Annotated in this window: 26 protein-coding genes; 6 read left to right on the top strand and 20 right to left on the bottom strand. The window is 69.1% G+C overall.

All coding sequences use genetic code 11. The features are described 5' to 3' along the window. Nucleotides 1–33 precede the first annotated feature (33 nt). Nucleotides 34–1,263 carry an FAD-binding oxidoreductase gene (locus tag VKV57_11440; GenBank protein HLW60520.1) on the top strand — a complete coding sequence of 410 codons (1,230 nt, stop codon included), beginning with the start codon at nt 34–36 and terminating at the stop codon, nt 1,261–1,263. A gap of 25 nt (nt 1,264–1,288) precedes the next feature. Here VKV57_11440 and VKV57_11435 read toward each other — a convergent pair whose 3' ends face one another. From VKV57_11435 to VKV57_11425, 3 genes are all read right to left on the bottom strand, one after another. Next, the gene (locus VKV57_11435; protein HLW60519.1) at nt 1,289–1,876 is read right to left on the bottom strand and encodes a YetF domain-containing protein; all 588 of its coding nucleotides are present in this window, start codon (nt 1,874–1,876) and stop codon (nt 1,289–1,291) included. A 90-nt stretch (nt 1,877–1,966) separates the two neighbouring features. Then, a complete protein-coding gene (locus tag VKV57_11430; protein HLW60518.1) occupies nt 1,967–2,356 on the bottom strand; it encodes a hypothetical protein in 390 nt (129 codons plus the stop codon). Between the two features lies 1 nt (nt 2,357). After that, on the bottom strand, nt 2,358–2,669 hold the full coding sequence (locus tag VKV57_11425; protein HLW60517.1) for an iron-sulfur cluster assembly protein: 312 nt from the start codon (nt 2,667–2,669) through the stop codon (nt 2,358–2,360). Nucleotides 2,670–2,710: 41 nt separating this feature from the next. Between VKV57_11425 and VKV57_11420 the strand changes: the two genes are divergently transcribed. Next, nucleotides 2,711–5,470, top strand: a complete 2,760-nt coding sequence (locus tag VKV57_11420; protein ID HLW60516.1) for a UPF0182 family protein — start codon at nt 2,711–2,713, stop codon at nt 5,468–5,470. 10 nt (nt 5,471–5,480) lie between these two features. On the opposite strand, the gene VKV57_11415 is transcribed toward VKV57_11420, so the two are convergent. Both VKV57_11415 and chrA read right to left on the bottom strand, forming a co-directional pair. Continuing rightward, the gene (locus VKV57_11415; protein ID HLW60515.1) at nt 5,481–6,122 is read right to left on the bottom strand and encodes a molybdenum cofactor guanylyltransferase; all 642 of its coding nucleotides are present in this window, start codon (nt 6,120–6,122) and stop codon (nt 5,481–5,483) included. 180 nt (nt 6,123–6,302) lie between these two features. Continuing rightward, nucleotides 6,303–7,508 carry a chromate efflux transporter gene (gene chrA / locus VKV57_11410; GenBank protein ID HLW60514.1) on the bottom strand — a complete coding sequence of 402 codons (1,206 nt, stop codon included), beginning with the start codon at nt 7,506–7,508 and terminating at the stop codon, nt 6,303–6,305. A 320-nt stretch (nt 7,509–7,828) separates the two neighbouring features. Between chrA and VKV57_11405 the strand changes: the two genes are divergently transcribed. After that, on the top strand, nt 7,829–8,119 hold the full coding sequence (locus tag VKV57_11405; GenBank protein ID HLW60513.1) for a hypothetical protein: 291 nt from the start codon (nt 7,829–7,831) through the stop codon (nt 8,117–8,119). Between the two features lie 15 nt (nt 8,120–8,134). Here VKV57_11405 and VKV57_11400 read toward each other — a convergent pair whose 3' ends face one another. From VKV57_11400 to VKV57_11355, 10 genes are all read right to left on the bottom strand, one after another. Further along, nucleotides 8,135–9,454 (bottom strand): FGGY family carbohydrate kinase, encoded by a 1,320-nt coding sequence (locus VKV57_11400; protein ID HLW60512.1) that lies wholly within the window; start codon nt 9,452–9,454, stop codon nt 8,135–8,137. Between the two features lie 38 nt (nt 9,455–9,492). Continuing rightward, the gene (locus VKV57_11395) at nt 9,493–10,635 is read right to left on the bottom strand and encodes an amidohydrolase/deacetylase family metallohydrolase (protein ID HLW60511.1); all 1,143 of its coding nucleotides are present in this window, start codon (nt 10,633–10,635) and stop codon (nt 9,493–9,495) included. 2 nt (nt 10,636–10,637) lie between these two features. Then, on the bottom strand, nt 10,638–11,540 hold the full coding sequence (locus tag VKV57_11390) for an ABC transporter permease (GenBank protein ID HLW60510.1): 903 nt from the start codon (nt 11,538–11,540) through the stop codon (nt 10,638–10,640). Nucleotides 11,541–11,544: 4 nt separating this feature from the next. Next, complete coding sequence (locus VKV57_11385; GenBank protein HLW60509.1) at nt 11,545–12,492, bottom strand: ABC transporter permease; 948 nt, start codon at nt 12,490–12,492, stop codon at nt 11,545–11,547. A gap of 63 nt (nt 12,493–12,555) precedes the next feature. Next, a complete protein-coding gene (locus VKV57_11380; protein ID HLW60508.1) occupies nt 12,556–14,184 on the bottom strand; it encodes an ABC transporter substrate-binding protein in 1,629 nt (542 codons plus the stop codon). Nucleotides 14,185–14,222: 38 nt separating this feature from the next. Beyond that, complete coding sequence (locus VKV57_11375; GenBank protein ID HLW60507.1) at nt 14,223–15,074, bottom strand: methyltransferase domain-containing protein; 852 nt, start codon at nt 15,072–15,074, stop codon at nt 14,223–14,225. 115 nt (nt 15,075–15,189) lie between these two features. Next, on the bottom strand, nt 15,190–15,675 hold the full coding sequence (locus tag VKV57_11370; GenBank protein HLW60506.1) for a DinB family protein: 486 nt from the start codon (nt 15,673–15,675) through the stop codon (nt 15,190–15,192). 8 nt (nt 15,676–15,683) lie between these two features. Beyond that, the gene (locus VKV57_11365; protein ID HLW60505.1) at nt 15,684–16,151 is read right to left on the bottom strand and encodes a ribose-5-phosphate isomerase; all 468 of its coding nucleotides are present in this window, start codon (nt 16,149–16,151) and stop codon (nt 15,684–15,686) included. 41 nt (nt 16,152–16,192) lie between these two features. After that, nucleotides 16,193–17,113, bottom strand: a complete 921-nt coding sequence (locus tag VKV57_11360; protein HLW60504.1) for a TIGR01777 family oxidoreductase — start codon at nt 17,111–17,113, stop codon at nt 16,193–16,195. 115 nt (nt 17,114–17,228) lie between these two features. After that, nucleotides 17,229–17,594, bottom strand: a complete 366-nt coding sequence (locus tag VKV57_11355; GenBank protein HLW60503.1) for a hypothetical protein — start codon at nt 17,592–17,594, stop codon at nt 17,229–17,231. 149 nt (nt 17,595–17,743) lie between these two features. Here VKV57_11355 and VKV57_11350 point away from each other — a divergent pair, with 149 nt between their 5' ends. Continuing rightward, nucleotides 17,744–18,178: a cupin domain-containing protein gene (locus tag VKV57_11350; GenBank protein ID HLW60502.1), complete on the top strand. Its 435-nt coding sequence runs from the start codon at nt 17,744–17,746 to the stop codon at nt 18,176–18,178. A gap of 43 nt (nt 18,179–18,221) precedes the next feature. Here the strand turns inward: VKV57_11350 and menC are convergent, their stop codons facing one another. The 3 genes from menC to VKV57_11335 are packed head-to-tail and all read right to left on the bottom strand — an operon-like array spanning nt 18,222 to nt 21,268. Beyond that, the gene (gene menC, locus VKV57_11345) at nt 18,222–19,334 is read right to left on the bottom strand and encodes an o-succinylbenzoate synthase (GenBank protein ID HLW60501.1); all 1,113 of its coding nucleotides are present in this window, start codon (nt 19,332–19,334) and stop codon (nt 18,222–18,224) included. Next, nucleotides 19,331–20,200 (bottom strand): GNAT family N-acetyltransferase, encoded by an 870-nt coding sequence (locus VKV57_11340; GenBank protein ID HLW60500.1) that lies wholly within the window; start codon nt 20,198–20,200, stop codon nt 19,331–19,333. Before VKV57_11340 ends, menC begins: the two co-directional genes overlap by 4 nt. 15 nt (nt 20,201–20,215) lie before the next feature. Beyond that, a complete protein-coding gene (locus VKV57_11335) occupies nt 20,216–21,268 on the bottom strand; it encodes a M42 family metallopeptidase (protein HLW60499.1) in 1,053 nt (350 codons plus the stop codon). Between the two features lie 140 nt (nt 21,269–21,408). Here VKV57_11335 and VKV57_11330 point away from each other — a divergent pair, with 140 nt between their 5' ends. Further along, entirely contained in the window at nt 21,409–22,788 is a 1,380-nt protein-coding gene (locus tag VKV57_11330; protein ID HLW60498.1) for a M20/M25/M40 family metallo-hydrolase, read from the top strand. Nucleotides 22,789–22,837: 49 nt separating this feature from the next. Here the strand turns inward: VKV57_11330 and VKV57_11325 are convergent, their stop codons facing one another. After that, nucleotides 22,838–23,281: an OsmC family peroxiredoxin gene (locus tag VKV57_11325; GenBank protein HLW60497.1), complete on the bottom strand. Its 444-nt coding sequence runs from the start codon at nt 23,279–23,281 to the stop codon at nt 22,838–22,840. A gap of 164 nt (nt 23,282–23,445) precedes the next feature. Between VKV57_11325 and VKV57_11320 the strand changes: the two genes are divergently transcribed. Beyond that, the gene (locus VKV57_11320; protein ID HLW60496.1) at nt 23,446–23,916 is read left to right on the top strand and encodes a peroxiredoxin; all 471 of its coding nucleotides are present in this window, start codon (nt 23,446–23,448) and stop codon (nt 23,914–23,916) included. A gap of 57 nt (nt 23,917–23,973) precedes the next feature. Here VKV57_11320 and VKV57_11315 read toward each other — a convergent pair whose 3' ends face one another. Further along, complete coding sequence (locus tag VKV57_11315; protein ID HLW60495.1) at nt 23,974–24,786, bottom strand: crosslink repair DNA glycosylase YcaQ family protein; 813 nt, start codon at nt 24,784–24,786, stop codon at nt 23,974–23,976. Nucleotides 24,787–24,864: the final 78 nt, after the last annotated feature.

Here is a 24,864-nt window from a genome sequence, read left to right as displayed (position 1 = left end):
GCGTCGGGTGCTCGGCGTGATCGGGGCCGCTCCGTGATCGAAGAGGCCGGGGTCGTGATCATTGGGGCGGGCGCGTTCGGTTCGAGTACCGCCTATCACCTCGCGGCGCTGGGACGTGAAGGGATCGTCTTGATCGATGCGCACGACGTCGCCTCGCAGACGTCCCCGAGGGCCGCCGGGCTGGTCAAGCAGATTCAGCTCGATCCGGACATGTCGCGGCTGTCGACGTTGAGTGCGAAGAAGATCATGGGCTTCCCCGAGGAAACGGGGCAGCCCCTAACCATCGTGCAATCGGGCAGCGTCAGCATCGCCCGGGGCGAGCCGGATGAGGCCGTGATCAAGGCCGAGATCGCCGCGGGGCAGTCGTTGGGCCTGGAGGCCTACTCGATCTCCCTTGACGAGATGTCGCTGCTCGCCCCGCTGATTCGGCCCCGCGATGTCCGCATCATCGCCTACATTCCCTCAGACCTGTATATCGAGGAGCCCGGCCAGCTCCCGCTCGGCTACGCCCGGGCCGCCGAGCAACGAGGCGCGACCCTCCTCCCCAACACGCCCGTCACCGGGATCGGCATCGAGGAGGACCGGGTCACGAAGGTCATCACCGCGCAGGGGGAGATCCGGACGCCGATCGTCATCGACGCCGCGGGGGCCTGGGCCCGGCTGGTGGCGGAGCGGGCCGGCCTGCGCGTCCCCCTCGTGCCCGTGCGCCATCAGCTCTGCATCACCGAGCGCATCCCCGGGGTCGAGGCGAGCCACGCGATCTGTCGGATCTACGACGCGGGCGTCTATATGCGCTCCCACCAGGGCGGCCTGATGATCGGCGGCTACGAAGCCGATCCGCAGTTTCACGACATGCAGGCGTTGCCGCCCGACTTCGCCGTCGGCGATCTTCCCCTCGATATGCGCGTGCTGGAACGCCTCATCCAATCGATCCGCAAGCAACTTCTCATCGACGCACTGCCTCCGATCCGCGAGCACCGCGGCGGGCTGCCGACGATGACCCCCGACGGGCGCCCGATCGTGGGCGCCGTGCCCAGCGTCGATGGGTTCTACGTGGCCAGCGGCTGCTGCGTGGGCGGGTTTTCGATCTGTCCGGCCGTCGGCGAGATGCTTGCGGAGCTCGTCCACACCGGCCTGCCGTCGCTGTTCCTGGATGCGTTCTCGATCGCCCGGTTCGGGACGGCATTCGACTCCGAGCAGACGTTGCGCGCGGCCTGCGCCCTGCAGTACACGCACCGCTATACGGCGCGTCCTCAAGGATAGCCCCAGGCGCGGAGTGGTCGGGCGATTACGATGTCGCTCGGCCGCCGGATTGGACAAGGCGGTGCACCTGTGCGAGTTCTTCCCTGATCGCGTCGAGCGTTCGCTCGACGAAGCGGAGCCGCTCCTCGATCGGCGTGGGCTTGTGGGCGACGATGCTGATGGCCCCGCCCGTTTCCAGGACGGCCCGGTCGACTTCGGCGACGGTGCCCAGGCCCTGCTTGCGGATCGCCTCCATCAACTCCTCTTCCGTGATCGCCTCGTGCGCAAGGGCGCCGGAGAGGACGCGTCCCTCACGGATCAGCTCGGTGGGGCTCCCTTCAACGAGCCGGTCGATCCGCGGATACCGGTAGAACAGGCGGACGACAAGATAATTCACCAGCAGTAGGGCGCTCACCCCGATCAGGCCACCGACCATCGAGTTGTCGTTGCCGATGGTCGCGTTCTGCACCGTGTTGGCCAGCATCATCAGCACCACAAGGTCGAACGAGTTCAGCTGCGCCAGTTCTCGCCGCCCCGCCAGGCGAACGGCGATGACCAGAAACACGTACACGAGGACCGGGCGCACGATCTTCTCGGCGACCGAGAGGTCCGGGACGAACAGGTTATGCCACATGTCGCACCTCCGCGAACGGACGGGTGGAGGAGACCTGGATCGCCTGATGGAAGGACCGGAGGGTCGGGGCCGCCAGGCACGCGCCGGCGGCTACCCGCCGGGGGTCGCGGATTCGGGAAGGAGCTCAGTGAGGAGCCGCTGGAGGCTACTGGTTACTTCGCCGTTCGTCGCCACGAGGTCGCACCCCGCCGCCCGGGCCGCCACCTGGCGCCGGGTATCGGCGTGCCCGCAGAAGCCGAGGAGCGGAACCGGCCGGATCCCGGGGGTGCCCTTTGTCCGCCGGATCGCCGCCGTGGCATCGAGGGTCCACGAGGCGAGGTTAAGGATGACGGCGTCCGGCCCGGCCCGAAGCGCCGCCTCGAAGGCGGGAAGGGACTCCGCGCGAACCGGTCGGTGGCCGTATCGGGTGAGGGCCGCCGCGATCCGGGTGGAGAAGAGGAGGTCGTCGCCGGCGACGACGACCGTCAACCCGGCGCTCATCTCACAGCGGGAACCCCATCGCCTGGAGCGACAGCCGGCCGTCGTCGCTGAGGCGCTCGGGCGTCCACGGTGGGCTCCAGATCATCTCGACCTTGCAGTCCTCGACGCCGTCGACACAGAGGAGCTTGGTTTCCACCTCGCCGACCAGCTGCGGGCCCAGCGAGCATCCCACCGCCGTCAGCGTCATCTTGATGTTCACGGCATCTTCGACGATCGTGATGTCGTAGATCAACCCCAGATCCCAGATGTTGACCGGGATCTCCGGGTCGTAACAGGTCTTCAGGACCTCGATGACTTGGTCTCTGGTGATCATCGCCTGCATCTCCTTATCGTGGCCGCCAGAGATATTGTATCATGACGGCCCGGCCCGGACGGCTCCGCCGCACGCTCCTGATCCTGCTGGTCGCCCTGCTCGTGCTGCTGCCGAGCCTTGCCCGCACCTACACGGAGTGGCTGTGGTTTGGCGAGGTTGGCTACCGCTCGGTGTTCTGGATCCCCATCGTGTCGGGAATGGTGGTGGCGTTCGTCGCGGCGCTCTCGGTGTTCGTGATCCTGTGGGTGAACACCCGGCCCCTCCTCCGGCTGCGCCAGATCCCACGGGTCATCGATCTACAGCCTTCGGGCGGCCGCACCTACCGGCAGGTCATCGTGCGGCTCCGCCCCGCCACGCTCCTCGCGGCGGGCGCCGGGATCATCAGCCTGCTCGCCGGGCAAGCGGCCGGAGGGGCGTGGCAGACGTTTCAGCTGTGGCTCCACCGCGTGCCGTTCGGTATCGCGGATCCGGTGTTCCACCGGGACGTCGGGTTCTATGTCTTCATCCTCCCGGCATACACCGCGGTGTACGATTGGCTGTTCTCGTGGATCTTCATCGCCTTGCTCATCGTTGCGGCCGGCTACTATCTCGATCTCGCGCCGCTGATGCTGCGCGGGGTCTGGGCGATCCCGCGGGGCGCCCGCGTTCACCTGGCCGTCCTCGCCGGGGTGCTGCTGCTGCTGCGGGCGGCGGGGTTTTGGCTCGACGCGTACGGGTTGCTCTTCTCTCCGCGCGGCGCGGTCTTCGGCGCCGGGTACACCGATCTGCACGCGACGCTGCCAGCCCTGCGGATTCTGATGGTGCTCGCGGCGGCCACCGGGGTGTTGATGCTGTCCTCGGTGTGGCTGCCGACCCTCCGCGTCGCGGTCGGATCGCTCGCCGCGATGATCGTCGTGTGGATCGTGGGCACCAGCGTGTATCCCTCTTTTGTCCAACAGTTCGAGGTGTCGCCTAACGAGCTGAACCGGGAGGCGCCGTACATCCGAAACAGCATCGAGGCGACCCTCCACGCCTTCAATCTCGACCAGGTGCAGGAGCAGCTCTTCCCCGCCACCGAGTCGCTGACCCCGGCCACCGTGCAGGCGAACCGCTCGGTTCTCGACAACGTCCGATTGTGGGACTACCGGCCGCTGCTGCGCACCTACGCACAGCTGCAGGGGCTCCGCCTGTACTATACGTTCACGAACGTCGGCGTCGACCGGTACCACATCGGCGGGCGCGAACAGCAGGTGATGCTCTCAGCGCGGGAACTCGATCTTGCCCGGCTCACCCCCGAAGCGCGGACGTGGGTCAACGATCACCTGGTCTTCACCCACGGCTACGGCCTGGTCATGACGCCGGTGAATCGAATCTCCGGGGAGGGCCTCCCCGAGTTCTACATCAAGGACATCCCGCCGCAGAGCCCGATCGGGCTTCGGGTGGCTCGGCCGGAGCTGTACTACGGCCTGCTGGCCGATCAATACGTCATCGTGAAGACCCGCACCAAAGAGCTCGACTACCCGCAGGGCGACCAGAACGTCTACGCGTCCTACGACGGGACCGGCGGGGTGTCCCTCTCCGCCCCACTGGCGAAGCTGGCGTTTGCGACCCGGTTCGGGGCCTCGCAACTCATGCTCACTAACGATGTGACCCCCGAGAGCCGGGTGATGTTCCACCGCGAGGTCCGAGAGCGGGTGGCCCACATCGCGCCGATGCTGACCTTCGATCACGATCCGTATCTCGTGCTCGCCGACGCGCGCCTGTACTGGATCGTGGACGCCTACACCACGAGCGCCGGGTACCCGTACGCGCACCCGGCCAACGGGCTCAATTATATTCGCAACTCTGTGAAGGTCGTGGTCGACGCCTACAACGGGACGACCCGCTTCTACGTTGTGGACCCGCAGGATCCTTTGGTCGAAGCCTACGGGCGGATCTTCCCCGGGCTCTTCCGCCCGATCGCCGAGCTCCCGCCGTCGCTCGCGGCCCACCTCCGGTACCCCGAGGATCTGTTTGCGATTCAGGCCCAACTCTACTCGACGTTCCACATGAAGGATCCGCGGGTCTTCTACAACCGCGAGGACCTCTGGGTGTTTCCCAACGAGCTGTTCTCCGGGGCCGCGCAGCCCCTGGAGCCGTACTACGTCAACCTCAAGCTGGACCCGGCGCAGGGCGAGGAGTTTGCGCTCATCCTCCCATTCACCCCGGCGGGCAAAGACAACATGGTGGCGTGGATGGCGGGCCGGAGCGACATGCCCCACTACGGCCGGCTGCTCGTCTACCGGTTTCCCAAGGATCGCACGGTGTTCGGGCCTATGCAGATTGAGGCGCGGATCAACCAGGATCCGGTCATCAGCAGCCAGCTGACCTTGTGGAACCAGCAGGGCTCCCAGGTCATCCGCGGGAACCTGCTCGTTGTTCCGGTGTCCGACGCGCTCCTGTACATCGAGCCGCTGTACCTCCAGGCCGCCGGCAGTGCGCTCCCCGAGCTGAAGCGCGTGATCGTCGCCTACGGGGCGCGGATCGCGATGGAGCCGACGCTGGAGGCCTCGCTGGGCCGCATCTTCGGCACGCCGGTCGAGGGGCCCCCGCCGCCCCCGGGCGCGTCCGCCCAGCCCACGGGACCTGCGCCCCCGTCCGGCCCACAGCCCGCCGGCGGGCCCGGGGAAACGCGCGCGGCCGCGCTGGTGGCCGAAGCGAACGCGGATTACGCACGCGCGCAGGCCGCGCTGCGCAGCGGTGATTTCGCCGCCTACGGGCGGGAGATCGACGCGCTGGGGCGCGTGCTCGCGGAACTGAAGCGGGAGACCAGCGCGCCCTAGGGGAGCCGGTTCACCGGCCGGCGTCCGTGGGACCGCCCCCGGAACCGTTTGGCTTCCCGCCTCGATCGCTCCGGTCGGGGGGCGCCCCCCGCAGCCGAGTGTAATCCTCCGGCGTATTGACGTTCGCAAACGATCGAAGGTCGGGGTCGAACCGCCTGATTTCCTCGAGCTCGACGACCCGCACGCGGACCTCGCTGAGAAACCCCGTGTTGCGTCCCTGGCGCATCGCGCACCGGCGGATCGGTTCCAAGCACGCCTCTGTGTAGACAGCGTGGAGCGGCTCGTACTCGCTGCGATGGCGCGGGATCACCACGTCGACCCCATCGGCGAGCGAGCCGAGGTAGCGGATCAGCGCGGGGTTGAGGAACGGCATGTCGCACCCGCACACGAACACCGGACCGTCGGCATGCAGGATCCCGGTGTAGATCCCCACAAGCGATTGCCGGCCGGGGAGTGCGTCGGGCGCCATCGGGATCCCGAGGTGGCGGTACAGCTCAGGGGTGTTGGTGACGATCAAGATCTGGGGGCAGGCCTCGCGGAGCCGGGCGATCACCGCCTCGATCAGGGTTGTTTCTCCAACCGGCAGCAGCGCCTTGGTCCGGCCCATCCGCTGGCTCGCGCCGCCGGCGAGAATCACACCCCGCAGGGTCATGCCACCGTGTTCCTCCCGCCGCCGCCGAGTCCTCCCGACCCCCGCACTGCCGCCGCCGCGCGCGTCGGGGGTAATTTCGCCGTCCGGCGGGGTCCGCCAGGGGCCGAGGATCGCCCGCCGCGTGGTTTCATTGCCCTCGGGGATGCCGAGCCTCGAGAGGTCGTCGTGCGCACCGGGCGGCTACCCGGGGATCGATTTGATCACGATCCCCAGGAGGGCGCCCCCGATCACCAACACTGCTGAATTTACGCGGAAGCGGAGGAGGGCGCCCAAAGTGGCGACGGCCATTCCCGCGGTCGCCACATCAACGACGGCCGCGCGCCCCAGCTGCCAGGTGACGGCTGCCATCAACCCAAGCGCCGCCGCGGTCGCGCCGTCGAGGAATGCCCGCGCCGTCGGTGAGCGTCGGACACGAGGGAGGAGCGGATAGATCAGTGCCACGAAAATGAAGGACGGCAGGAAAATCCCCAACGTGGAGAGCAGTGCCCCCCGGAGTCCACCGGTCAGGTAGCCGACGAACGTCGCGGTGGTGAACACGGGACCGGGGGTGAGGTGGCCGACGGCAATGGCATCAATCAGTTGCCGGTCGGTTAACCAGTGAAGGTGAACCACAAAGTCGGTGCGCAGGAAGGCCAACAGGACATACCCGCTCCCGTACGCCACCGCGCCAATCTTCAAGAACGTCAGAAACAGCACGGGCATAGAAAAGGGAACCCCCGCGGCGATCGCGGATCCGAGGCCCGGCAGCGCGGCGGGGGGCATGGCGGCGATGACGTGCGCACGCTGGCGCGTACCTCGTACGATTGCCATGAAGGCGCCGGCGCCCACGAGCAGAGCGAGAACACTCTCTCCCCTCGCGTAAAGGAGGATGACGGCGGCGGCCAGCAGTCCGAGCAGCCAATCCTTCAGGGCGCCCTTTGACAATTGCCAGAGGGCTTGGGCGATGATGGCGATGATCACCGGTTTGATCCCGTACAGGGCCGACTCGCCCTGGGGCAGCGAACCGAACCGCACGTAGGCCCACGCTAGGGCCAGGACCATCAGCATTGCGGGCAAAATGAAGAGGGTCCCCGCCAGGATCAGCGCGGGCCACCCCGCGCGGACGTAGCCGAGGAAGATCGCCATCTCCGTCGAGCTCGGCCCGGGGATCAGGTTCGCCGCGCCAAACAGATCGAGGAACTCTTGGTCGCCGATCCACCCCCGCCGATCGACCACCTCGCGGCGCATCATCGCGACGTGTGCCGCCGGGCCGCCGAAGGCGATCACTCCAAGCTTGAGGAACAGCGCGGCGACCTCCCACAGCGAGCCCCGAAACACCGATGGCGGCGATGCTCGAGTCCGCCCCACGCCGGGGTCGGCGCCGCCTCCGGCCGCGGGGTCAGCCACGCGCGTCAGTCCGCCGTGAGCCCGAGGCGATCGAGACCGCCCGCCCCTGGAGGCGGGGAGACCGCGCGCGAACGTGGTGTGCCGCGGCGGGTGCGGGGCCCGGTCCCCCCGCATGCGCGCTCGGCCGTCTTGCGGATCTGACCGTCCCCCGCGCCGGACAATGGGTTGCACCCGATGTCATCAAGGCCCGCCTCCTTTCGGGGGATGTGGTGGACTGCGATCGGGAGGGCCGCACTACCGGGCCGGGCCCTTCATACCAGGGTTTTGGCACGGGCAGGGGGAATCCTGGGCTGGGGTGGTCGCGCAGGGGGGGCACAGCGATGGACGACCTTGAAGCGCGCAAAGTGCTCAAGGTGTTCGGGATCCAGGTGACGGAGTTCATGGGGCGCCGCCGTGAGCTGACCGAGCAGGCGGCCACCGCCATCTTGGGTCAAGATCGCCAAACGCTCACCGGGCTGCTCGCCACCTTGATGACCGAAACCTCCGAACTGCACCGCCGGTGGCTCGAGGTCACCAATCTCGTGCTCCAGGAAGAACGGGAAGCCTACAGTGAGATGGCCCGGCTGCTCGAACAGGCCGGCCAGGCGGAGCCCCCGGCCCTGCCGGAATAAGCGCCCCACGCGTCCTCATCCCGAAGCGCCCTCGGGCGTGTGCTCCTCCCAAATTCGCTCCGCGCGCTGCCCCACCGTCATCGCCGCGAGCCGCGCCGCTCCGCGAGCCGCGGCCTCCCGGACCTCCGCGGTCACCGGGGCGTCGAGCGCCTCGGCGAGGCGCTTCGGAAGCAGAGGCGCCGCGGTGAGTCCTCCGGTCAGCACGTAGCGCCGCGCGGTGACGCCGGTGGCGTTCGCTTCCGCGACCAGGCCCCTTACCGCCGAAACAATGTCGTCAACCGCTCCGGCGTAGATCGCCCCGGGCGCATGTCCGCTTCGCCGCAGCGCTCGGACCCGCATCGGGATTTCTTTGACGTCCCGCACGGGGAGATCCAGGACGCGAACGGGAGGACTGCTGGGTTCGTGGGGAGACAGTGCGGCGTGCCGGTCGGCCGTCGCCGGAGTCGGGCACCCGTCCAGCGCCGCCACGACGGCATCCAGGAAGCGGCCGCCGCCGGGAATCCCCCGCACCCACGCCCACCGTCCCGACGGCGCGACGACATACCCGAACACCCCGGGGACGAGGGTGCCCGTGACGATCCGGACGACCGCGTTCGTCGACAGCGTCACACACCCGTCCCCCCGCTCGGTGGCTCCCGCGCCGAAGTTTGCGCACGCTCCGTCCTGCGCCCCGACGGCGACCGGAATCCCCGCCGGAAGGTCGAGGTCCCGCGCCGCCCCCGTTGCGAGGCCCCCGGCGCGCGTATCCATCGGAAGGGGCGCAGGGAAGGCTGAGGACTCGAATCCGGCGAGCGCGCAGGGGGCAACCGGCCAGCGATCCCCCCCCGGGCCCGTCGCATAGTCCGTGACCCAGGCCCCGGACAGGCGAAAGACGATGTAGTCATGAAGCGCGCCGACGCGGCGGACCCGTCGGTGGATGCGGGGGTGCCGGCGTCGAAGCCACAGCGCCGCCCCGACAAGGAACGGCCCGTACCCGCAGGCGAGCGGCCCGTGCGGACCCCATCCGTTTGCCTCGTGCACCTCGCGGACTTCGGGTAGGGCGCGCGTCGCCGGGATCCGGCCCGGGGCGGCCACCGCCCTGCCGTCCGTGTCGAGGAAGATTCCCGCCTGGTACCGGCACGAGACCCCGATCGCCCGGATGCGGCGCCGGTCCTCGGCGCGCCCGGCGAACGCGGCCTGCACTGCGGTACACGCCGCCCGCCACCACGCGGAAAGTTGGGCCTCCTCCGGCCCCGGACCCGCGCCCCCCGCAGGGCTGAGGGAATGCCCTTCGGCGATGATGCCCCCGCGCCTATCGCAGACCGCCGCCTTGCAGAGGGTTGACCCAAGGTCCATGCCCAGGAACAGCTCGCGATCCATGGGGGCGGGCGGGATCAGGCGACGGGGTGCGCGGAGAAGACGATCCGGCCGCCGCGAACGGTGTGGACCACGTCCAGCGCGCGACGCGCCTCCTCCGACCGTCCTTCGGAGTCGGTGACGCGGATCGGCCCCTCGCGCAGTTTGCAGAGCGTCACGTCGGCAGCGGTCCCCGGACGGAGCGTCCCGATCTCGCGCTCGAGCCCGAGCGCACCCGCCGGGGCGAGTGTCGCCGCGGCGATCACCTGGCGCAGCGGGCACCCCAGGTGCAGGAACTTGGCCATCGTCGTCGCCATATCGTACACCGGGCCGGCGAGGTTGCGGGCGTGGAGGTCGGTGCTGATCGTGTGAAAGGGGAGGCCAGCCTCCATGGCCCGGCGGGCGGTCTGGAACGAGAAGCTCTGCGACCCGTGCCCGATGTCAAACAACACGCCCCGATCCGCCGCGGCGCGAGCCTCCGGAATCGGCCGCCCGCGCCGGTCGAGCAGCCCCCCGGGTTTGCCGTGCCAGCAGTGGGTGACGATGTCTCCGGCTCCGAGAAGGGCCAGCACGTCCTGGATGACCGGGGGGGCGTTCCCGATGTGGCACATCACGGGCGCGCCGGAGAGCCGCGCCGCCTGCACCGCGAGCTTGACCGGGGTGAGGGCCAGCGCCCCACAGTGGGTCCGGCTGGCCAACACCTTCACCCCGATGATCTCGCCCGGGTGGCGCTCGACCATGTCGATGGTCTGCTTTTGGTCAAAATTCTCCCAGCGACCGTGTCTGGGGGCGAGACCGGTGTGAAGCGAGATATTCAGAAACGCGAGCACGCGGGTTGCCGCCCCGCGGATCACGTATGTCGACAGCGCCTCGTACATCGCCGCGCCACACGAACCGGCGTCCACGACGGTCGTGACCCCGCGGGCGATCCCGGCGTCCTGATCGGGGTGGATGCTCGTCCGGCCGAGCTTGTACGCCACGTGCGCGTGCAGGTCGATCCATCCGGGCGAGGCGATGAGCCCGGTCGCCTCGAGGGCGTGGTCGGACGCCCCGGGAAGGCGGCCCACCGCGGCGATCCGCCCGTCGCGGATGCCGATGTCCGCTGGGGCGTCGAGATCCTGCGCCGTATCGATCACTCGGGCGCCTCGGATCACCAGATCGTACCGTTCGGTCGCGGTCACATTCATTCACCTCTGAGCTGGGGGTCCAGCACGTCGCGAAGCCCGTCCCCCAGCAGATTGGCCCCGAGCACCACCAGGACGATGGCGGCGCCGGGGAACAGAGTCATCCACGGGGCTTGGTCGAGGAGCGCCCGTCCCTCCGACAGAATGTTGCCCCAACTCGGCACCTCGGGCGGGGCGCCGACCCCCAGGAACGACAGCGCCGCCTCGGCGAGGACCGCGGTCGAGAACGTGTACGTCGCCTGGACGATGATCGGCGAGATGATGTTGGGAAGAATGTGCCGCGTCATGATCCCGGCCTCACGCGCGCCGATGGCCCGGGCGGCTTCGACGAAGGTCAGGGTCCGGGCGACCAGAACCGAGCCGCGCACGAGCCGGGCCATTCGCGGCGTGCTGGAAACGGCCAGGGCCACGATGACGTTGGACACGCTCGGGCCGACCGCCGCGAGCATCGCGATGGCGAGGAGAATTGCCGGGAGGGCCAGCAGCGCATCCATCGTGCGCATGATCCACGGGTCCAAGCGGGGGATCATCCCGGCGGTCAGCCCGAGGATCGTGCCGGGAACCGTTGCCAGGACGACGACCCCGGCCCCGACCAGCATGGAGAGGCGTCCTCCGTAGAGCACCCGGGCGAAGAGGTCGCGGCCGACGTAATCCGTTCCCATCGGGTACTCCGGCGACGGCGGGCGGAGGTGGGTGGTCACATCCAGCGCCAGGGGATCGTGCCGGACGATCAGGGGGGCGGCCAGCGCCACGGCGAGGATGAGGGTGACCACCCCCCCGCCGAGCAGCACGCTGTGGTTGCGCAGGGCCGCGTGACGGAAGTGGCGCGCTCCGAGGCGCGGCGCGTCCGAGCCGTGGTCGGACGGATGGCCTGCCGGGTGGAACGTCGGTGGGGCGTCCATCGGGTTAGTCGTAGCGGATCCGCGGGTCGAGGTAGGCGTACAGCACGTCCACGGCCGCATTGACCAGGACGTAGAGGAGTGCCACGAACATCACGGCGCCTTGGATCACCGGGTAGTCCCGCCGGGCGACGGATTGCACCACGAGGCGTCCGGAGCCGGGTATGGCGAACACGGTTTCCACGATGATCGTCCCGGCGACCAATCCGGCAATCGTCAGGCTGATCACCGTCATCGTCGGAATGAGCGCATTGCGGAGGGCGTGCTTGAGGATGACAAGGTGGCGGGGCAGCCCCTTGCTCCGCGCCGTCTGGACGTATGGGGCGCGCAGGACGTCGAGCATGCTGGACCGGGTGATGCGGGCGATGATTCCTGCGCCGCCCACGCCGATGGTGATCGCCGGGAGAACGAGGTAGCGTAAGGTGGCCGGCCACCCGTCGTGGAGCGGCGCGTAGCCGCTGGAGGGGAGGAGGCGCAGGCGGACGGCGAACACGAGGATCAGGATCAGGCCGACGAGGAAACTCGGCACCGACAGGCCGGCCAGGGCGACGACCATCACCGCACGGTCGACGAGTGTATTTCGGCGGACGGCGGCAACCACCCCGAGGGCCATCCCCATGACGATCGCCAGCAGCGCCCCCGACGCGGCGAGGAGAAACGTCGGCTCGATGCGCTGGACGATCGCTTGCCCGACCGGCTGCTTGAGATAAAAGCTCTCCCCCAGATCCAGTCGCAGGACCGCCCGCGAGAGCCACAGCGCGTACTGGACCACGAGCGGCCGGTCAAGCCCCAACTGCGCCCGCACCCGGGCCACGTCCGCGCTGGTGGCCTCGTCTCCCAAGATCAACGCGACCGGGTCCCCTGGGATGATGCGCGCGAGCACGAACACGAACGTGGCGACGATCAGGATGAGCGGGATCGCCTCGAGCAGCCGTCGTCCGGCGTAGCGCGCCATGCTCCGCTGGTCCGGTTCAGCGCCGCCGGGCGCGCGCCGGCCGGACCGTGCCGGTCCCCCCGCCTACTTCTTCAGCCACACATTCCACAGGTAGTAGGAGTTGTCGGGGTACATCTCCTGGACGTTCTGGCGGTAGGCGAGGAGCGTCAGGATCTCTCCGAAGCGGAGATAGGGGATTTCGTCCCAGAAGATCCGCTGCTGCTGCGCGCCCAATTCGTGCCGCAGGGCGGGGGAGACCGTGGTGACGAGCGCCTCGTAATTCTTGTTGTTGCGGGGCGAGTCGTACCACCCGGGCCAGCCGGGGGTGAACGCCGCGGTCGACGTCGGGTCGCCCTCGAACCCGATGCCGGTGCTGAAGATCTCGTACCGGTCCGGGTTGTTGCGGTCGGAGATGACGGTCGCCCAGTCCGAGACCACGAGCCGCACGTTGAACCCCGCCTCTTTCATCTCCTCCGACGCGACGAGGGCCGATCGGTACATGTACGCGTAGTCGCGGGTGGTGATCCACCGAATCGGCTCGCCCGCGTACCCGGACTCTTTGAGCAATTCCTTGGCCTTCGCGAGGTCCCGGCCGTGGTCGTACACGTCCCTGCCGATCTGCGGGAACGCCCACACCCCCCATTCCTTTCCCGCGAGGGAGGAGGTGAGGCGGTAGATCAGCGGGTTGTCGAACGCCCCGGCCATCACCTTTTGCGGATCGATAGCGTACCAGGCCGCCTGCCGGGTGCGCACGTCCACGAACGGGCCGCGCTTCTTGTTGAACACGCCGACCGCGGCGGACCCGGGGCCGACGATCTTGACGACGACACCCGCGCTCCCCTTGAGCTGATCGTAGGCACTGCTCGGAAGCTGGAGCGCCAGATCGTACTCGCCTGAGATCAGGCCGGCGACCCGGGTCAGGTCATCGGGGACCGGGATGAACCGGATCTCGTCGAGATAGGCGTGCCGCGCGCCCCCCATGTAGCTCGAAGGGTCGGAGCGCGAGGCGTACCCGGAAAAGCGCACGAGCCGCACGTATTGGTCCGGCTTCCATTCCGCCACCCGATACGGCCCGGTGCCGATCAGGTCCGCGCCCTTAATCTCGAGCGGCTTGCCGGTGCCGTCGCGGTTCTTCTCGATGACGCTCCTCGGCAGCACGACCATCCGTTGGTTGGGGATGGCCAGCGCCGGGAGGAAGGCCCCGTTGGGCTGGCTGAGGGTGACGACGAAGGTGTCGCGGTCCGGGGCGGTCGCCTCGGTCAGGTCCTTGAGGATCTGCCGCGCGCGGCTGGACAGCGCGACCCACCGCTGAAACGACGCCAGCACGTCGGCGGCCGTCATCTCGGCGCCGTTGTGGAACTTGACCCCCCGGCGCAGTTTGAAGGTGAAGGTCTTGCCCCCGTTGGTGACGGTATAGCTGTCGGCGAGCATCGGCACGATCCGCCGTTGCGTGTCGAGCGTGAGCAGGGTCTCGAAGACGTGCTGGCTGATGTCGAGGCTGATCGTGGAGGTCTGCCACATCAGGTCGAGCCCCGGCGGGTCGGCGTTGGTCGCCACGCGCATCACCCCACCCCGCTGCGGTCCCGGCTGCGCCGCCCCCGTGCCGGGCGCGGCCCCCACCAGGAGACTCACCGCGAGTGCAAGACCGATCACGATCCGGGCCATCTGCAACCCCCCCGCCCCGCGCGGATACTGTGGTCGTCCTGATTTCATGGGTTCCCCCCGCTCGCGGCGGGCCCCTTCGTGGGGGATTAGCGAGCGGGAACGGTCGCGATGCCAAAGTGGACCGGGCTCGACAGCGACAGATCTCCGTTCGGCGCCACCAGCGGTTGGATCTCGCGGAGGTGCTCGGCGCGCACGGCCTGGAGTTCATCGGGGGTCAGTCGGCTGAGGGTGCCCCGGTACCCGCTCCCCCACATGACCTTCCACCATCCTTCGGCCCCCACCACGACGTGGCTGACGCGCTCGGTTCGCACGGCGATGTTCGTCGCCCCCGCCCGGCGGAGCAGGGCGGCGAGGGCGTCGGCGGAGTTGATGCGGTACCACGCGGGAGCGCCCGTGTAGAGGTCGGGCCGGCGACGCCGGATGCACTCGAAGAATCGGGTGTTGTACGGCTCCCAGAACTCTTCTCCCCAGATCGACACCCCGATGGTCCCCCGCGGCCGGACGGCCCGCAGCAGCGTGCGGATCGGAGAGGTCATGTCGTCGAAGAAAAAAATCGCAAAGCCGCACTGACCGACGTCAAACGAGGCGGGGGGCACCTCCAGGGCCTCCACATCGACACACCGGAACTGCGCCCAGGAGAGGCCTTCCCTCGCCGCCTTGGCTCGGGCCAGCTCGACGAGCCCCTGGGCGATGTCCACCCCGAGGATCCCGCCCGCCGGCCCGGTCTTCCTGGCGGCGGCCAGCGCGGAGGCCCCGCTGCCGCAGCAGAGATCCAAGACGCGGTGCCCGGGCTTGACCTTGGTGAGGTCCACCAGTTGGCCGCCGAAGCGGCCCCGGAAGCCCATCGCCGAGCCGTCGTAGCTGTCGGCGGCCAGCGTGTAGGCGGTGGCGACCTGCTCCTTTTTGGGGGACAGACCCCCCTCGCGCGATTGGGTCACCCGATCCTCCCAGCCTGCCTGCGCGCGGGCGTGCGTTGCCTCGTGGGAATGTGGGCGGCGGAATGCCTCTTCGTCGCCCCGGCGGTCGCGGCGACCCGGGATGGACGTGAGGTCCTTACGGTCTGGGCGCGGACAGGGGCGGCCCGAACAGCACGGGCTTCGCCAGCAGCGCCCGGAGCGTCGTCATCTTGCCGATGTGGTAGGTGCGGTGGACCGAGGAGAAGATCAGCATGCCCCCGATGTCGGCGTACATCTGGCCCTCGACGGGGGTGCCCAGGTCGGCTTCCGCGGCGATCCTGAGGAGGGCGGAATGCGTTTTGTCGAACACATCCCAGATCTGGCCGATCGGCGGGTAGCCGGCTTGGCCGCCGGTTCCCGCTTTGAACAGGCCCTCGTACGCGACCGGCACCGTCCCCGCGCCGCCGGCCTTCTGCGCGTACTGGCCGTCGTAGAATGCGATATGCCCGATCTGCCAGACTACCGGCGAGAGCGTGGGGAGAGGGGAGCGTCGGGTCTCCTCCGGTGACAGGTCGGCGAGGCACTTCTTCACCCGTTCGTGGCTGCGTTCCAACTGCAACCGCACCGCCGCTGCGATGTCCATCCTCCCAGTCACTCCTTTCGCGCCCGCGCTCCCGCGTAGCGCTCTTCCACGGCTCGGATCTTGTCGATGCGCACCTGGTGGCGGCCCCCCTCGAACTCCGAGGTCAGCCACACGCGCACCACCTCGCGCGCGACCTCCGATCCGATCACGCGCGCGCCCAGCGAGAGGACGTTGGCGTCGTTGTGCTGGCGGGCGACCCGCGCGGTGTAGCTCTCCCAGCACAGCGTGCAGCGCACCCCGGTGACCTTGTTCGCGGCGAGCGCTTCGCCGTTGCCGCTCCCGCCGAGGACGATCCCCCGGTCGCACTGGCCGGAGGCGACCGCTTCGGCGGCCGGGACGATGAAGTCTGGATAGTCCACTTGGTCGGTCGAGTGGGTGCCGAAGTCACGGACTTCGTGCCCGAGGTCCCGGAGCATGCGCTTCAATTCTTCCTTCAGCTCATACCCCGCATGATCGCTGGCAATCGCAATCCGCATGGACGCTCACTTCGCGGATGCGCGGAGCGCCCCCTGCCCCCTCACGCGGGGGCGGGGACCCTGGGTTCCCCGCGGAGGAGGTGGCGCAGGGCGGGTTCCAGTTCGGGATGGAGGAACGCAAACTCCTCGGCCAGCAACTTCGTGGGATGCGCGCGCTGGCTTCCGAGCATCTCGCCGGCCGCCTCGCCGAGGACGGCGCGGAGGACGACGGCGGGGACCGCCACGATCGTGGGGCGACGGAGAACCTGGCCCAAGATCTCCGTGAACTCCCGGTTGGTGACGGGCTGGGGGGAGACCAGGTTGAGGGGGCCGCGCAGGGTATCGCGCCTGAGCGCGTACGCGATGGCCCGCACCGCGTCGTCGAGCGTGATCCAGCTCATCCACTGATGCCCGCCGCCGAGCCGCCCCCCCAGCCCGAGGCGGAAGATCGGGAGGAGCTTCGCCAGCACCCCGCCGGCTGAGGTCAGCACGAGTCCGGTCCGAAGATGGACCACCCGAATCCCCGCCTCCCGGGCCGGCTCGGCGGCGGCTTCCCATTCACGGCAGACGTCGGCGAGAAAGCCGAGTCCCGGCGCACTCTCTTCGACCAAAATCTGCTCGTGGCGGCTGCCGTAATAGCCGACCGCCGAGGCGCAGACCAGGGCCCGGGGTCGATGGGCCAGATCAGCGAGGGCGCGGGCCAGGAGACGCGTGCCGCCGACCCGGCTGTCTCGGATTCGCGCCTTCTTTGCCGATGTCCACCGGCCGCTGGCGACGCTCTCTCCCGCCAGATGGACCACCGCGTCGAGGCCCTCCAGGGCGGTGCGATCGATCACGCCGGCGGCGGGATCCCATCCGATCCGATCGTCCCCGGCGGCGAACGGCGGACGGAGGAGGCGAATGACCCGGTGACCGTCCGCGGCCAGCGCAGACGCGAGCGCCGAGCCGATCAGTCCGTGGGACCCAGAGATGACGATCTTCACCGAACGCACCGGGCGGCATCTGCCGCGCGAGTCTCCACGGTCCATTGGGGGGGAAGCCCCTCAGCCTTCCGGCCTTCCCCCGATCGTCATCAGCGGCGATCGGGGGCCGACAACATCACAGGGCCACACGGTAGACCAGGGTCACCGTGCCGAACGGTTGGCTCGTCGTCTGGCGCGCGACCTCGCGTCCGTCGCGCAGGATCCTGACGGTCAATTCCCCCTCCTCCTGCTCCTTGGTCACGGCGACGGCGACGGCCACCGCCGTCGTCACGGCAAACTGGGCGGGAACCTGTCCCTCGATCGACTTGGAGGCGGGAGCCGTCCCCAACGAACCCTGGAAGGTCACCCCGGGGGACCCGGAGATTTCCACCACCAGGTTGGCGGGGGCGGGCGGGGTCTCCTGATGCTCCGGCACCAGCGAGGTGAGGCACCCCGACAGGGGCAGGGTCAGGAGAAGTGCCGCGGCGGCGGGGATCCGCATTGGGCTCCTTCTTCACGCCACGCCGGGGCTTTCCTGCTTTGGGCCGCGGGACGATGCGAGCAGGAGGGTGGGCCGGCGGGGCGGGCAGAAGGAGATCGACAACGAGGTGGGAGGCGGAAGATGGCCGAGGAGCGTCGTCCTGATGCCGGGTGAAGGGAAGACGCTCGTGCTCGCCGACCGGGGAGCGACGGCCACGCTCAAAGGCCGGTGCCGGGGAGACCCGTGGTCGGTTCTCGGTCGTCGAGAGCGCGCCGATCCCGGGGGCCCCCGAGTTGGGGCGGCATCGGCATCGGCTCTCGGACGAGGCGCTCTACGTGCTGGAGGGAACCGTGGCGGCGCGGGTGGGCGAACGGACGGTCCGCGCGCCGGCCGGGTCGTTTGTGTTCATCCCGCGGGGCACCCCCCACATGTTTTGGAACCCCGGGCCGCATCCGGCGCGGGTGCTGGTGATCTTCGCTCCCGCCGGGCTGGAGCGTTTCCTGGAGGAGACCGCGGAGGCCCCCCGGGAGTCCGGGCGTCCCCCGGAAGCCGGGACCCTGGCGGCGATTCGGAGAAGGCACGATATCGAACTCCTCGATCCGTAGGATCGCACTTCGCGGTCATCCCCGGGGGCGGCGTGCGTGCCGCTCAGGACGCTCGAAACGTCTCCTTCCGCACCGTGTACTTGTCGACCAACCGCTCGACGACCGCAAATCCCAGCCCGGGACCGGTCGGCACGTCCACCGTTCCATCCCGGTTGACCTCGACCCATGGCTCGATGATGTCCTCGTGAAAGTACCGCCGGCTGGCGCCGAGGTCGGCGGGAAGGGTGAAATTTGGGAGCGAGGCAATCGCGATGTTCGCGGCGCGGCCGATGCCGGTTTCGAGGAATCCGCCGCACCACACCGGGATCCCGCGGTCCTGACAGATGGCGTGGCAACGCAGTCCCTCGCTCAGCCCGCCCATCCGGGCGGTTTTGATGTTGATGATGGTGCAGGCGCCGAGATCGATCGCCTTCCGCGCGTCCTCGCTGGAGTCGATCGACTCGTCAAGGCAGATCGGCGTCCGCAGGGCTCGCTGCAGCGTCGCGTGATCGATGATGTCGTCGTGGTCGAGGGGCTGCTCGATCATCAGCAGATCGTAGTCGTCGAGTTCGCGGAGCCGGGAGAGATCGCGAAGCGAGTAGGCGGTGTTCGCGTCGACCTGGAGCCGGATCCCCCCGAAGCGGTCCCGGATCGCCCGAACCAGCGCGAGATCGAACCCCGGTTTGATCTTCACCTTGATGCGTTGGTACCCTTGGCCCAGCCACGTGTCGATCCGGGAGAGCACGGCGTCAATCGTCGGTTCGATGCCCACGCTCATCCCGACGTCGATCTTGGTTCGGGTGCCGCCGAGCGCCGCCGCCAGGGAGATCCCCTGCCGCTGCGCGTACACGTCCCACAGGGCCGCCTCCAGCCCGGCTTTCGCCAGATAGTGGCGGCGGATCGGCGCGACCCACTCCACCACCTCTTGAGGACGATCGAGCGTCCGGCCGATCACGCGAGGGATGACGAAGCCGGTGAGGATCGGCCAGGCGGTCTCGACGGTCTCTTCCTTATAGTAAGGCTTCATCGTCACCGGGGACTCGCCCCAGCCTTCCAGGCCGTCGACCCAAGCGCGGACGATCAAGCAGTCCTTCGCCTCATCCCGGTCCACGGAGGTCTCGAAGGGAAAGATGTAGGGGATCCGGACGTGGCGCAGCTCGATGCGCTCGATTCTCACCGCGGGGCTCCTTCCCGCTGCCCGGAGGGCAGCGTGGCGACGTGCTTGGGCGTTCGCTCCAGGAGATAGGCGGTGCGGGGGACGTCCGAATCCGGAACCGCGGCCGCCTCGGTGGCTTTATATCCGCGGCCGAGGTAGAAGCGAAACACCGTCCGCGTCGCTTCCCGCCACGACGCGGCGAGATCGGGATGCTCGGTCTTCAGCGCGGCGAGGTTGGGCGGGATCTCCACCAGGAGGCGGGGGGCATCCAGATCGAGGTGCGGCCGCCCCGGGGCGGGGGGGGAGGTGGGGCCGGCGGCCGCAAGCGCCCACGGGCAGTCGAGGTCCAGCGGGGCACGGGGGACACCGGCGAGCCGCGAGACGACCCTGGCCGAGCGGAGGAACCAGTCCACCTCGAACCGGTCGCTGGGCAGCCCGCGGTTGATCGCGTCGGTCATGGCCCCGTAGTAGTCCTCATGGTAGCGGGATGCCACCGCGCCAAGCCGGCCGAGGTTGAAGCGGGCATTCCCCGCCTGCAGGGGGTCGTAGGTCCACACGATGTGCGCGACGCCCGCTGCGAGCGCCCCCTCGCGCTGCGCGCACTTCAGCTGGAACCCCAGCCCCGAGTCTTGATGGGTGGGGAGGACCCCCGTCATATGCGAGTGCCACACCGGGAGGCCGAGACGCCATCCAGGGACGGCATACGCGAATCCCACGAGCGCGCCGTCGGGCGCGAACCCCCCCAGCACGAGCCCCCCCGCCGAGATCGCCGCGACGAGTTGGTGAAGCGGCACGACCTCACGCTCGGACATCCCCCAGATCCGCATCTGCAGGTCTTCGCAAAGCCGGATCGTGTCCGGGTCGACGACCGCGCGCACCGTAAACACCGTTCCGCCCTCCGCTCAACTCACCAGTCCGCGTGCTTCCCGAGCGAAGGCCGTCACGAGGTGGACGGTGTGCTCGAAGTCGTCCAGACGGAGCATGCCGATCGGGGAGTGAATGTACCGACACGGAAGCGAGACCACTCCCGTCGGCACACCGCCGCGGCTTTGGTGGATGGCGCCGGCATCGGTGCCGCCGGACATCGGGCGCTTGAACTGGTAGGGGATGGCATGCCGCTCCGCCAGCTGCTCCAGCGCCCGGACGACGTGCGGGCGGACGATGATGGTCGGGTCGGCGATCGTCAGGGCCGGGCCTCCTCCGGTGCGGGTCGGCTGGCGCTGCGGGAGCACGCCGGGGGTGTCGGCGGCCACGGTGCCCTCGAGCGCGAGCGCCAGGTCGGGTCGAATCTGATACGCGGCCGTCCGGGCGCCACGCAACCCGGTTTCCTCCCCGATCGCGAAGTTGCAGACCAGGGTCAGGTCCAGGCGCTCGCCGGCCACCGCTTCCAGCACCTTGATCAGCACGGCGCACCCGGCGCGGTCGTCGAGCGCCTTACCGAGGATCCACTCCTCCCCCAGCGCCTCGCACGCGTGCCCGGGCACGGCGGGATCGCCAATGCGGATGCCGCGCTGCGCCACGGCCCCCGCCGAGGGGGCGGCGACATCGATGTACAGCGAGTCGAGCAGCACCGGTTTTTCGCGATCCTCCGGCCGAAGCAGATGGGGGGGGACCGCGCCGATCACCCCGCGGACCAGGGCGCCGGATCTCGTCCGCACCGTCACCGCCTGCGCCAGGAGCACTCGGGGGTCCCAGCCGCCGATGGGCATAAAGCGAAGGAATCCGTCCTCTTCCACGTGGCTGATGATCACGCCGACCTCATCGAGATGCGCGTCGAGCATGAGGGTGAACCCCTCCCGCCCCCGCCGGGTCGCGATGAGATTCCCGAGCGCATCGGTGCGGACCTCATCGGCGTATCCTTCGACGTACGAGCGGACGACCGACCGCGCGTCGTCCTCAAACCCCGAGACGCCGAACGCGTTCGACAACAGGGCCAACAGCGTGCGTGATTCCACCAGCGACCTCCGTCTGCTCTGCGCGGATTCCGAAACCCTCCTGAGAGTTCCGCCAGGGGCGGACAGGTCCTGCCGGACGGCGGGCCATCCCACCAGGGAAAACCCGCCGCCGCGCCCAATGGTGAGCGGAACCCGATTTCATGAACGGAGGACTGATCGCTGTGGACGACGCCCTGAGCGCCCGGATCGACGCGGACCTGCCCGGGGGAATCGAGGATCTCCGCCGCCTCGTGCGGATCCCGTCGGTGGCCGCGCAGCGGAAGGGGATCCCCGAGACCGTGCGGGCCGTGGGCGACCTGCTGCGCGGGTGCGGCGGCCGGGTGACCGTCCTCGAACACGACGGCGCAAATCCGGTCGTCGTTGGGGAGTTTGACGGGCGGTCCCCGCGGACCCTCCTCTTCTACGACCACTACGACGTCCAGCCGGCCGAGCCGCTCGACGAGTGGACGGTGCCGCCGTTTGACGTGACCCAGCGGGACGGACTGCTGCTCGGCCGCGGGGTGTCCGACAACAAGGGCGATTTCATGACACGGATCGGGGCCCTCCGGGCGCTGCGGGCCGTGGGCGGCGGGCTCCCCTGCCGGGTCAAGTTCCTCATCGAGGGCGAGGAGGAGATCAGCAGCGTCCACCTCGGCGCGATCACGCGGACCCACACCGACCTGCTCAAGGCCGACGCCTGCATCTGGGAGTACGGCGAGCGCGACCCGCAGGAGCGCATGCACATCGTCTGCGGGATGAAGGGGATCTGCTACCTGCAGCTCGAGGCCACGACCGCAAGCGTCGACCTCCATTCCTCGCTGGGGGCCGTCATCGAAGGCGCCGGAACACGCCTGGTCTGGGCCCTCAGCACCTTCAAGGACCGAACCGGCCGCGTGCAGATCCCCGGGCACTACGACCGGGTCCGGCGGCCCACTGCCGCCGAGGAGGAGGCGGTTCGACAGATCCCGCCGGAGGTCGTCGAGGAGTTGCGCCGGCGCGTCGGGGTCGACCGGCTGATCGGCGGGGTCTCGGGTCAGGATGCGGTTCGCCAGCTGCTCTTCACGCCCACGTGTACGATCTGCGGTCTGTGGGGGGGGTACACGCTCGAGGGTTCGAAGACCGTGCTCCCCAAGGTTGCCCGCGCCAAGATCGACTTCCGCCTCGTGCCGGAGCAGGACCCGCACGAGATCGCCCGAAACGTCCGCACGCATCTGGACGCGCACGGCTTCACCGACATCGGGGTGACGGTTCTGGGGGCGGAGTTCCCCTGGCGGACCGATCTCAGCGATCCGTTCGTCGGCCTGGTGCGCGACTGCGTCAAGGAGGCGACGGGCCGCCAGGTGCTGATCTATCCTACCTCGGCAGGGACCGGCCCCGCCTACGACGTGGGTCCGGTGCTGGGGATCCCGCTCGTCAGCGTCGGGTCGGGGTACTGGAACGCGCGCGCCCACGCCCCCGACGAGAACGTGCGCGCCAGCGATTTCCGGGAGACGACGCTCCTGATGGCCCACATCATGGAGCGGTTCGGCGCCCGCGGCTAGCCGTTCGCCCGAGGGATGGGCTTCGGCGGATCCGCCGACCTCGCGGGCGCTAGCTCGCCAGCGTGGCCTCCACGCTCAGCTTGACGTTGCCTTTGAGCGCCTGCGAGACGGGGCACCCGTCCTTGGCCCCTTCCGCGGCCTTCCGGAAACCCTCGGCGTTGAGGCCCGGGACCCAGCCGCGCACGGTCAGGGCGCTCGAGGTGACCCGGAAGCCGGCGTCGACCTTGTCGAATGTCACGGTGGCGCTGACCTCGAGCTTCTTCGGCGGCGTGCCTGCGCCGGCCAGTCCAAACGACAGGGCCATCGCGTAGCAGCTGGCGTGGGCGGCGGCGATCAGTTCCTCGGGGCTGGTCTTTCCTCCCGCCGCCTCTGTGCGCGAGGCCCACGTCACCGGGAGGGCCGTAAAGACCTTGCTGGAACTGGCGCTCACCGCGCCCTTGCCCGACATCAAGTCGCCTTCCCAGGTTACATCGGCGCGCCTGGTCGCTGCCATGGTCTGACCTCCTTGGGGGGGTGTTCCGGGATGCAAACCGGCCACCCCCAGCGTACCATACTTCACGGATGGGCAATATCGGGGGGGAGGCCGACCCCGGACGATTCCCCCGGGGCCGCAGTCGGTATCTGGGAAGCGATCATCGAGATGGAAGGAGGTCCACGATGCCGGTAGAGGTGGGACAGCAAGCGCCAGACGCGACGCTCGTCAGCGGGGACCGCAAGGCCGTCCGGATCAGCGAGCTGCGCGGGAAGACCACGGTCCTCGCGTTTTTTCCAGCGGCATTTACCGGGACGTGCACGAAGGAAATGTGCCGGTTCCGGGACGACCACAGCAGGATCGATGCGCTCAACGCTCAGGTCGTGGGGATCAGCGCGGACACGCCGTTCACGCTGACCGAGTTCGCCAAACAGCACAATTTGAAGCAGATGATGCTGAGCGATTTCAACCACGAGGCGATGAAGGCGTACGACGTCTACGAGAACAGCTTCATCGGCCTGTTGAACGGCATCGCGCGGCGTGCCGTGTTCGTCCTCGACAAGCACGGCAAGGTCGTCTACACGTGGGTGGCGGAGAAGCCCGGCGTCGAGCCCCCGTACGAAGAGGTGGAGGCGGCGGTCTCCCGCGCAGCGTAACCGCGAGTCCGCGGATCGCCGCGCGGCGCCCGCAGATCGGGCCGACGCCCGGGGCCGTCAGCGGCGAGCGTTTCGACCGGACTGGAGTCGGCGGAGGCGGCGGGTCGCGACCAGGCGATCTTCCCCCTCCGGTCCTCGGACGACGCTGATCTCCCCGCCGCGGCGGACGTCGGCGAGCGCCGTCGCCAGGAGGGAGGGGGACCACTCGAACAACGCTGCGGCATCTTCGGGGCGCGGGGCGCCGGCGATCCGCGCGTATTGTTCGAGCAGCGCCGCGGCCGCGCAGCGCTGGGAGATCCCGCGCGCGCGGGCGACGATTTCCGGGAGCCACCGGTCGAACAGATCCCAGACGTAGGCGTAGTTGCCGGGGTTGTCCCCCACCTCCGCGATCCGAGCGAGCAGGAATCGACTCTGCAGTTCGGCCAGCGCCCGCAGCAGGCGCCCGCTGCTCCCCGTCCGGTGGGGTTCGACGGCGGCCCGGATCTCCCGGGTTGTGAGCGGTCCCCGGGCACCGACGAGTTCGTACACGCGCCGCCCGAACGTCGTGAGCCGGCCTGCGTCGTACAGCCGCCGGCAGTCATCCGGATCCCCGACGTTTCCGGTCAGCGCGAAGAAGTGTGGCAGGAACCCCATCGAGACAAATGTGGGCTTTCGGGCGATCACGCGGCCGTAGAAGATGCGCTTTTCGGTGGGGAGCGCCTCCTTCCAGCCCCAAGCCCAGGCCCACCGGCGGTTGTCGCTGGGCGTGTCGAGGACTTCGAAGAGGTACGGCAGGGCTCCGGGGCCGCCAGTGAATGCAAAACAAAAGCCAATGGTTCGAATGAAGCCAAATGCCCCTGATTTCGTGCGTATTCTAAAATGAGACGTCACCTGCCTGCGCAGGCTCCTGATTGCTCCACCGGATATGGTAGAAGGCAGCCGCACGGGGTTACGAAGCCGGGAAGCAGG

This window comes from bacterium, from assembly GCA_035307765.1.
Taxonomy (GTDB): domain Bacteria; phylum Sysuimicrobiota; class Sysuimicrobiia; order Sysuimicrobiales; family Segetimicrobiaceae; genus Segetimicrobium.
Note: the sequence above shows the minus strand (reverse complement) of the source record. Positions and strands in the feature narration are given on the sequence as shown.

Bases quoted from the DNA above. Each gene is read 5' to 3' on its own strand.
- VKV57_11435 (HLW60519.1), bottom strand. From the start codon at position 1,876: ATGTGGCATAACCTGTTCGTCCCGGACCTCTCGGTCGCCGAGAAGATC.
- VKV57_11430 (HLW60518.1), bottom strand. From the start codon at position 2,356: ATGAGCGCCGGGTTGACGGTCGTCGTCGCCGGCGACGACCTCCTCTTC.
- VKV57_11425 (HLW60517.1), bottom strand. From the start codon at position 2,669: ATGATCACCAGAGACCAAGTCATCGAGGTCCTGAAGACCTGTTACGAC.
- VKV57_11420 (HLW60516.1), top strand. From the start codon at position 2,711: ATGACGGCCCGGCCCGGACGGCTCCGCCGCACGCTCCTGATCCTGCTG.
- VKV57_11415 (HLW60515.1), bottom strand. From the start codon at position 6,122: ATGACCCTGCGGGGTGTGATTCTCGCCGGCGGCGCGAGCCAGCGGATG.
- VKV57_11405 (HLW60513.1), top strand. From the start codon at position 7,829: ATGGACGACCTTGAAGCGCGCAAAGTGCTCAAGGTGTTCGGGATCCAG.
- VKV57_11400 (HLW60512.1), bottom strand. From the start codon at position 9,454: ATGGACCTTGGGTCAACCCTCTGCAAGGCGGCGGTCTGCGATAGGCGC.
- VKV57_11390 (HLW60510.1), bottom strand. From the start codon at position 11,540: ATGGACGCCCCACCGACGTTCCACCCGGCAGGCCATCCGTCCGACCAC.
- VKV57_11385 (HLW60509.1), bottom strand. From the start codon at position 12,492: ATGGCGCGCTACGCCGGACGACGGCTGCTCGAGGCGATCCCGCTCATC.
- VKV57_11380 (HLW60508.1), bottom strand. From the start codon at position 14,184: ATGAAATCAGGACGACCACAGTATCCGCGCGGGGCGGGGGGGTTGCAG.
- VKV57_11370 (HLW60506.1), bottom strand. From the start codon at position 15,675: ATGGACATCGCAGCGGCGGTGCGGTTGCAGTTGGAACGCAGCCACGAA.
- VKV57_11365 (HLW60505.1), bottom strand. From the start codon at position 16,151: ATGCGGATTGCGATTGCCAGCGATCATGCGGGGTATGAGCTGAAGGAA.
- VKV57_11355 (HLW60503.1), bottom strand. From the start codon at position 17,594: ATGCGGATCCCCGCCGCCGCGGCACTTCTCCTGACCCTGCCCCTGTCG.
- VKV57_11330 (HLW60498.1), top strand. From the start codon at position 21,409: ATGAACGGAGGACTGATCGCTGTGGACGACGCCCTGAGCGCCCGGATC.
- VKV57_11325 (HLW60497.1), bottom strand. From the start codon at position 23,281: ATGGCAGCGACCAGGCGCGCCGATGTAACCTGGGAAGGCGACTTGATG.
- VKV57_11320 (HLW60496.1), top strand. From the start codon at position 23,446: ATGCCGGTAGAGGTGGGACAGCAAGCGCCAGACGCGACGCTCGTCAGC.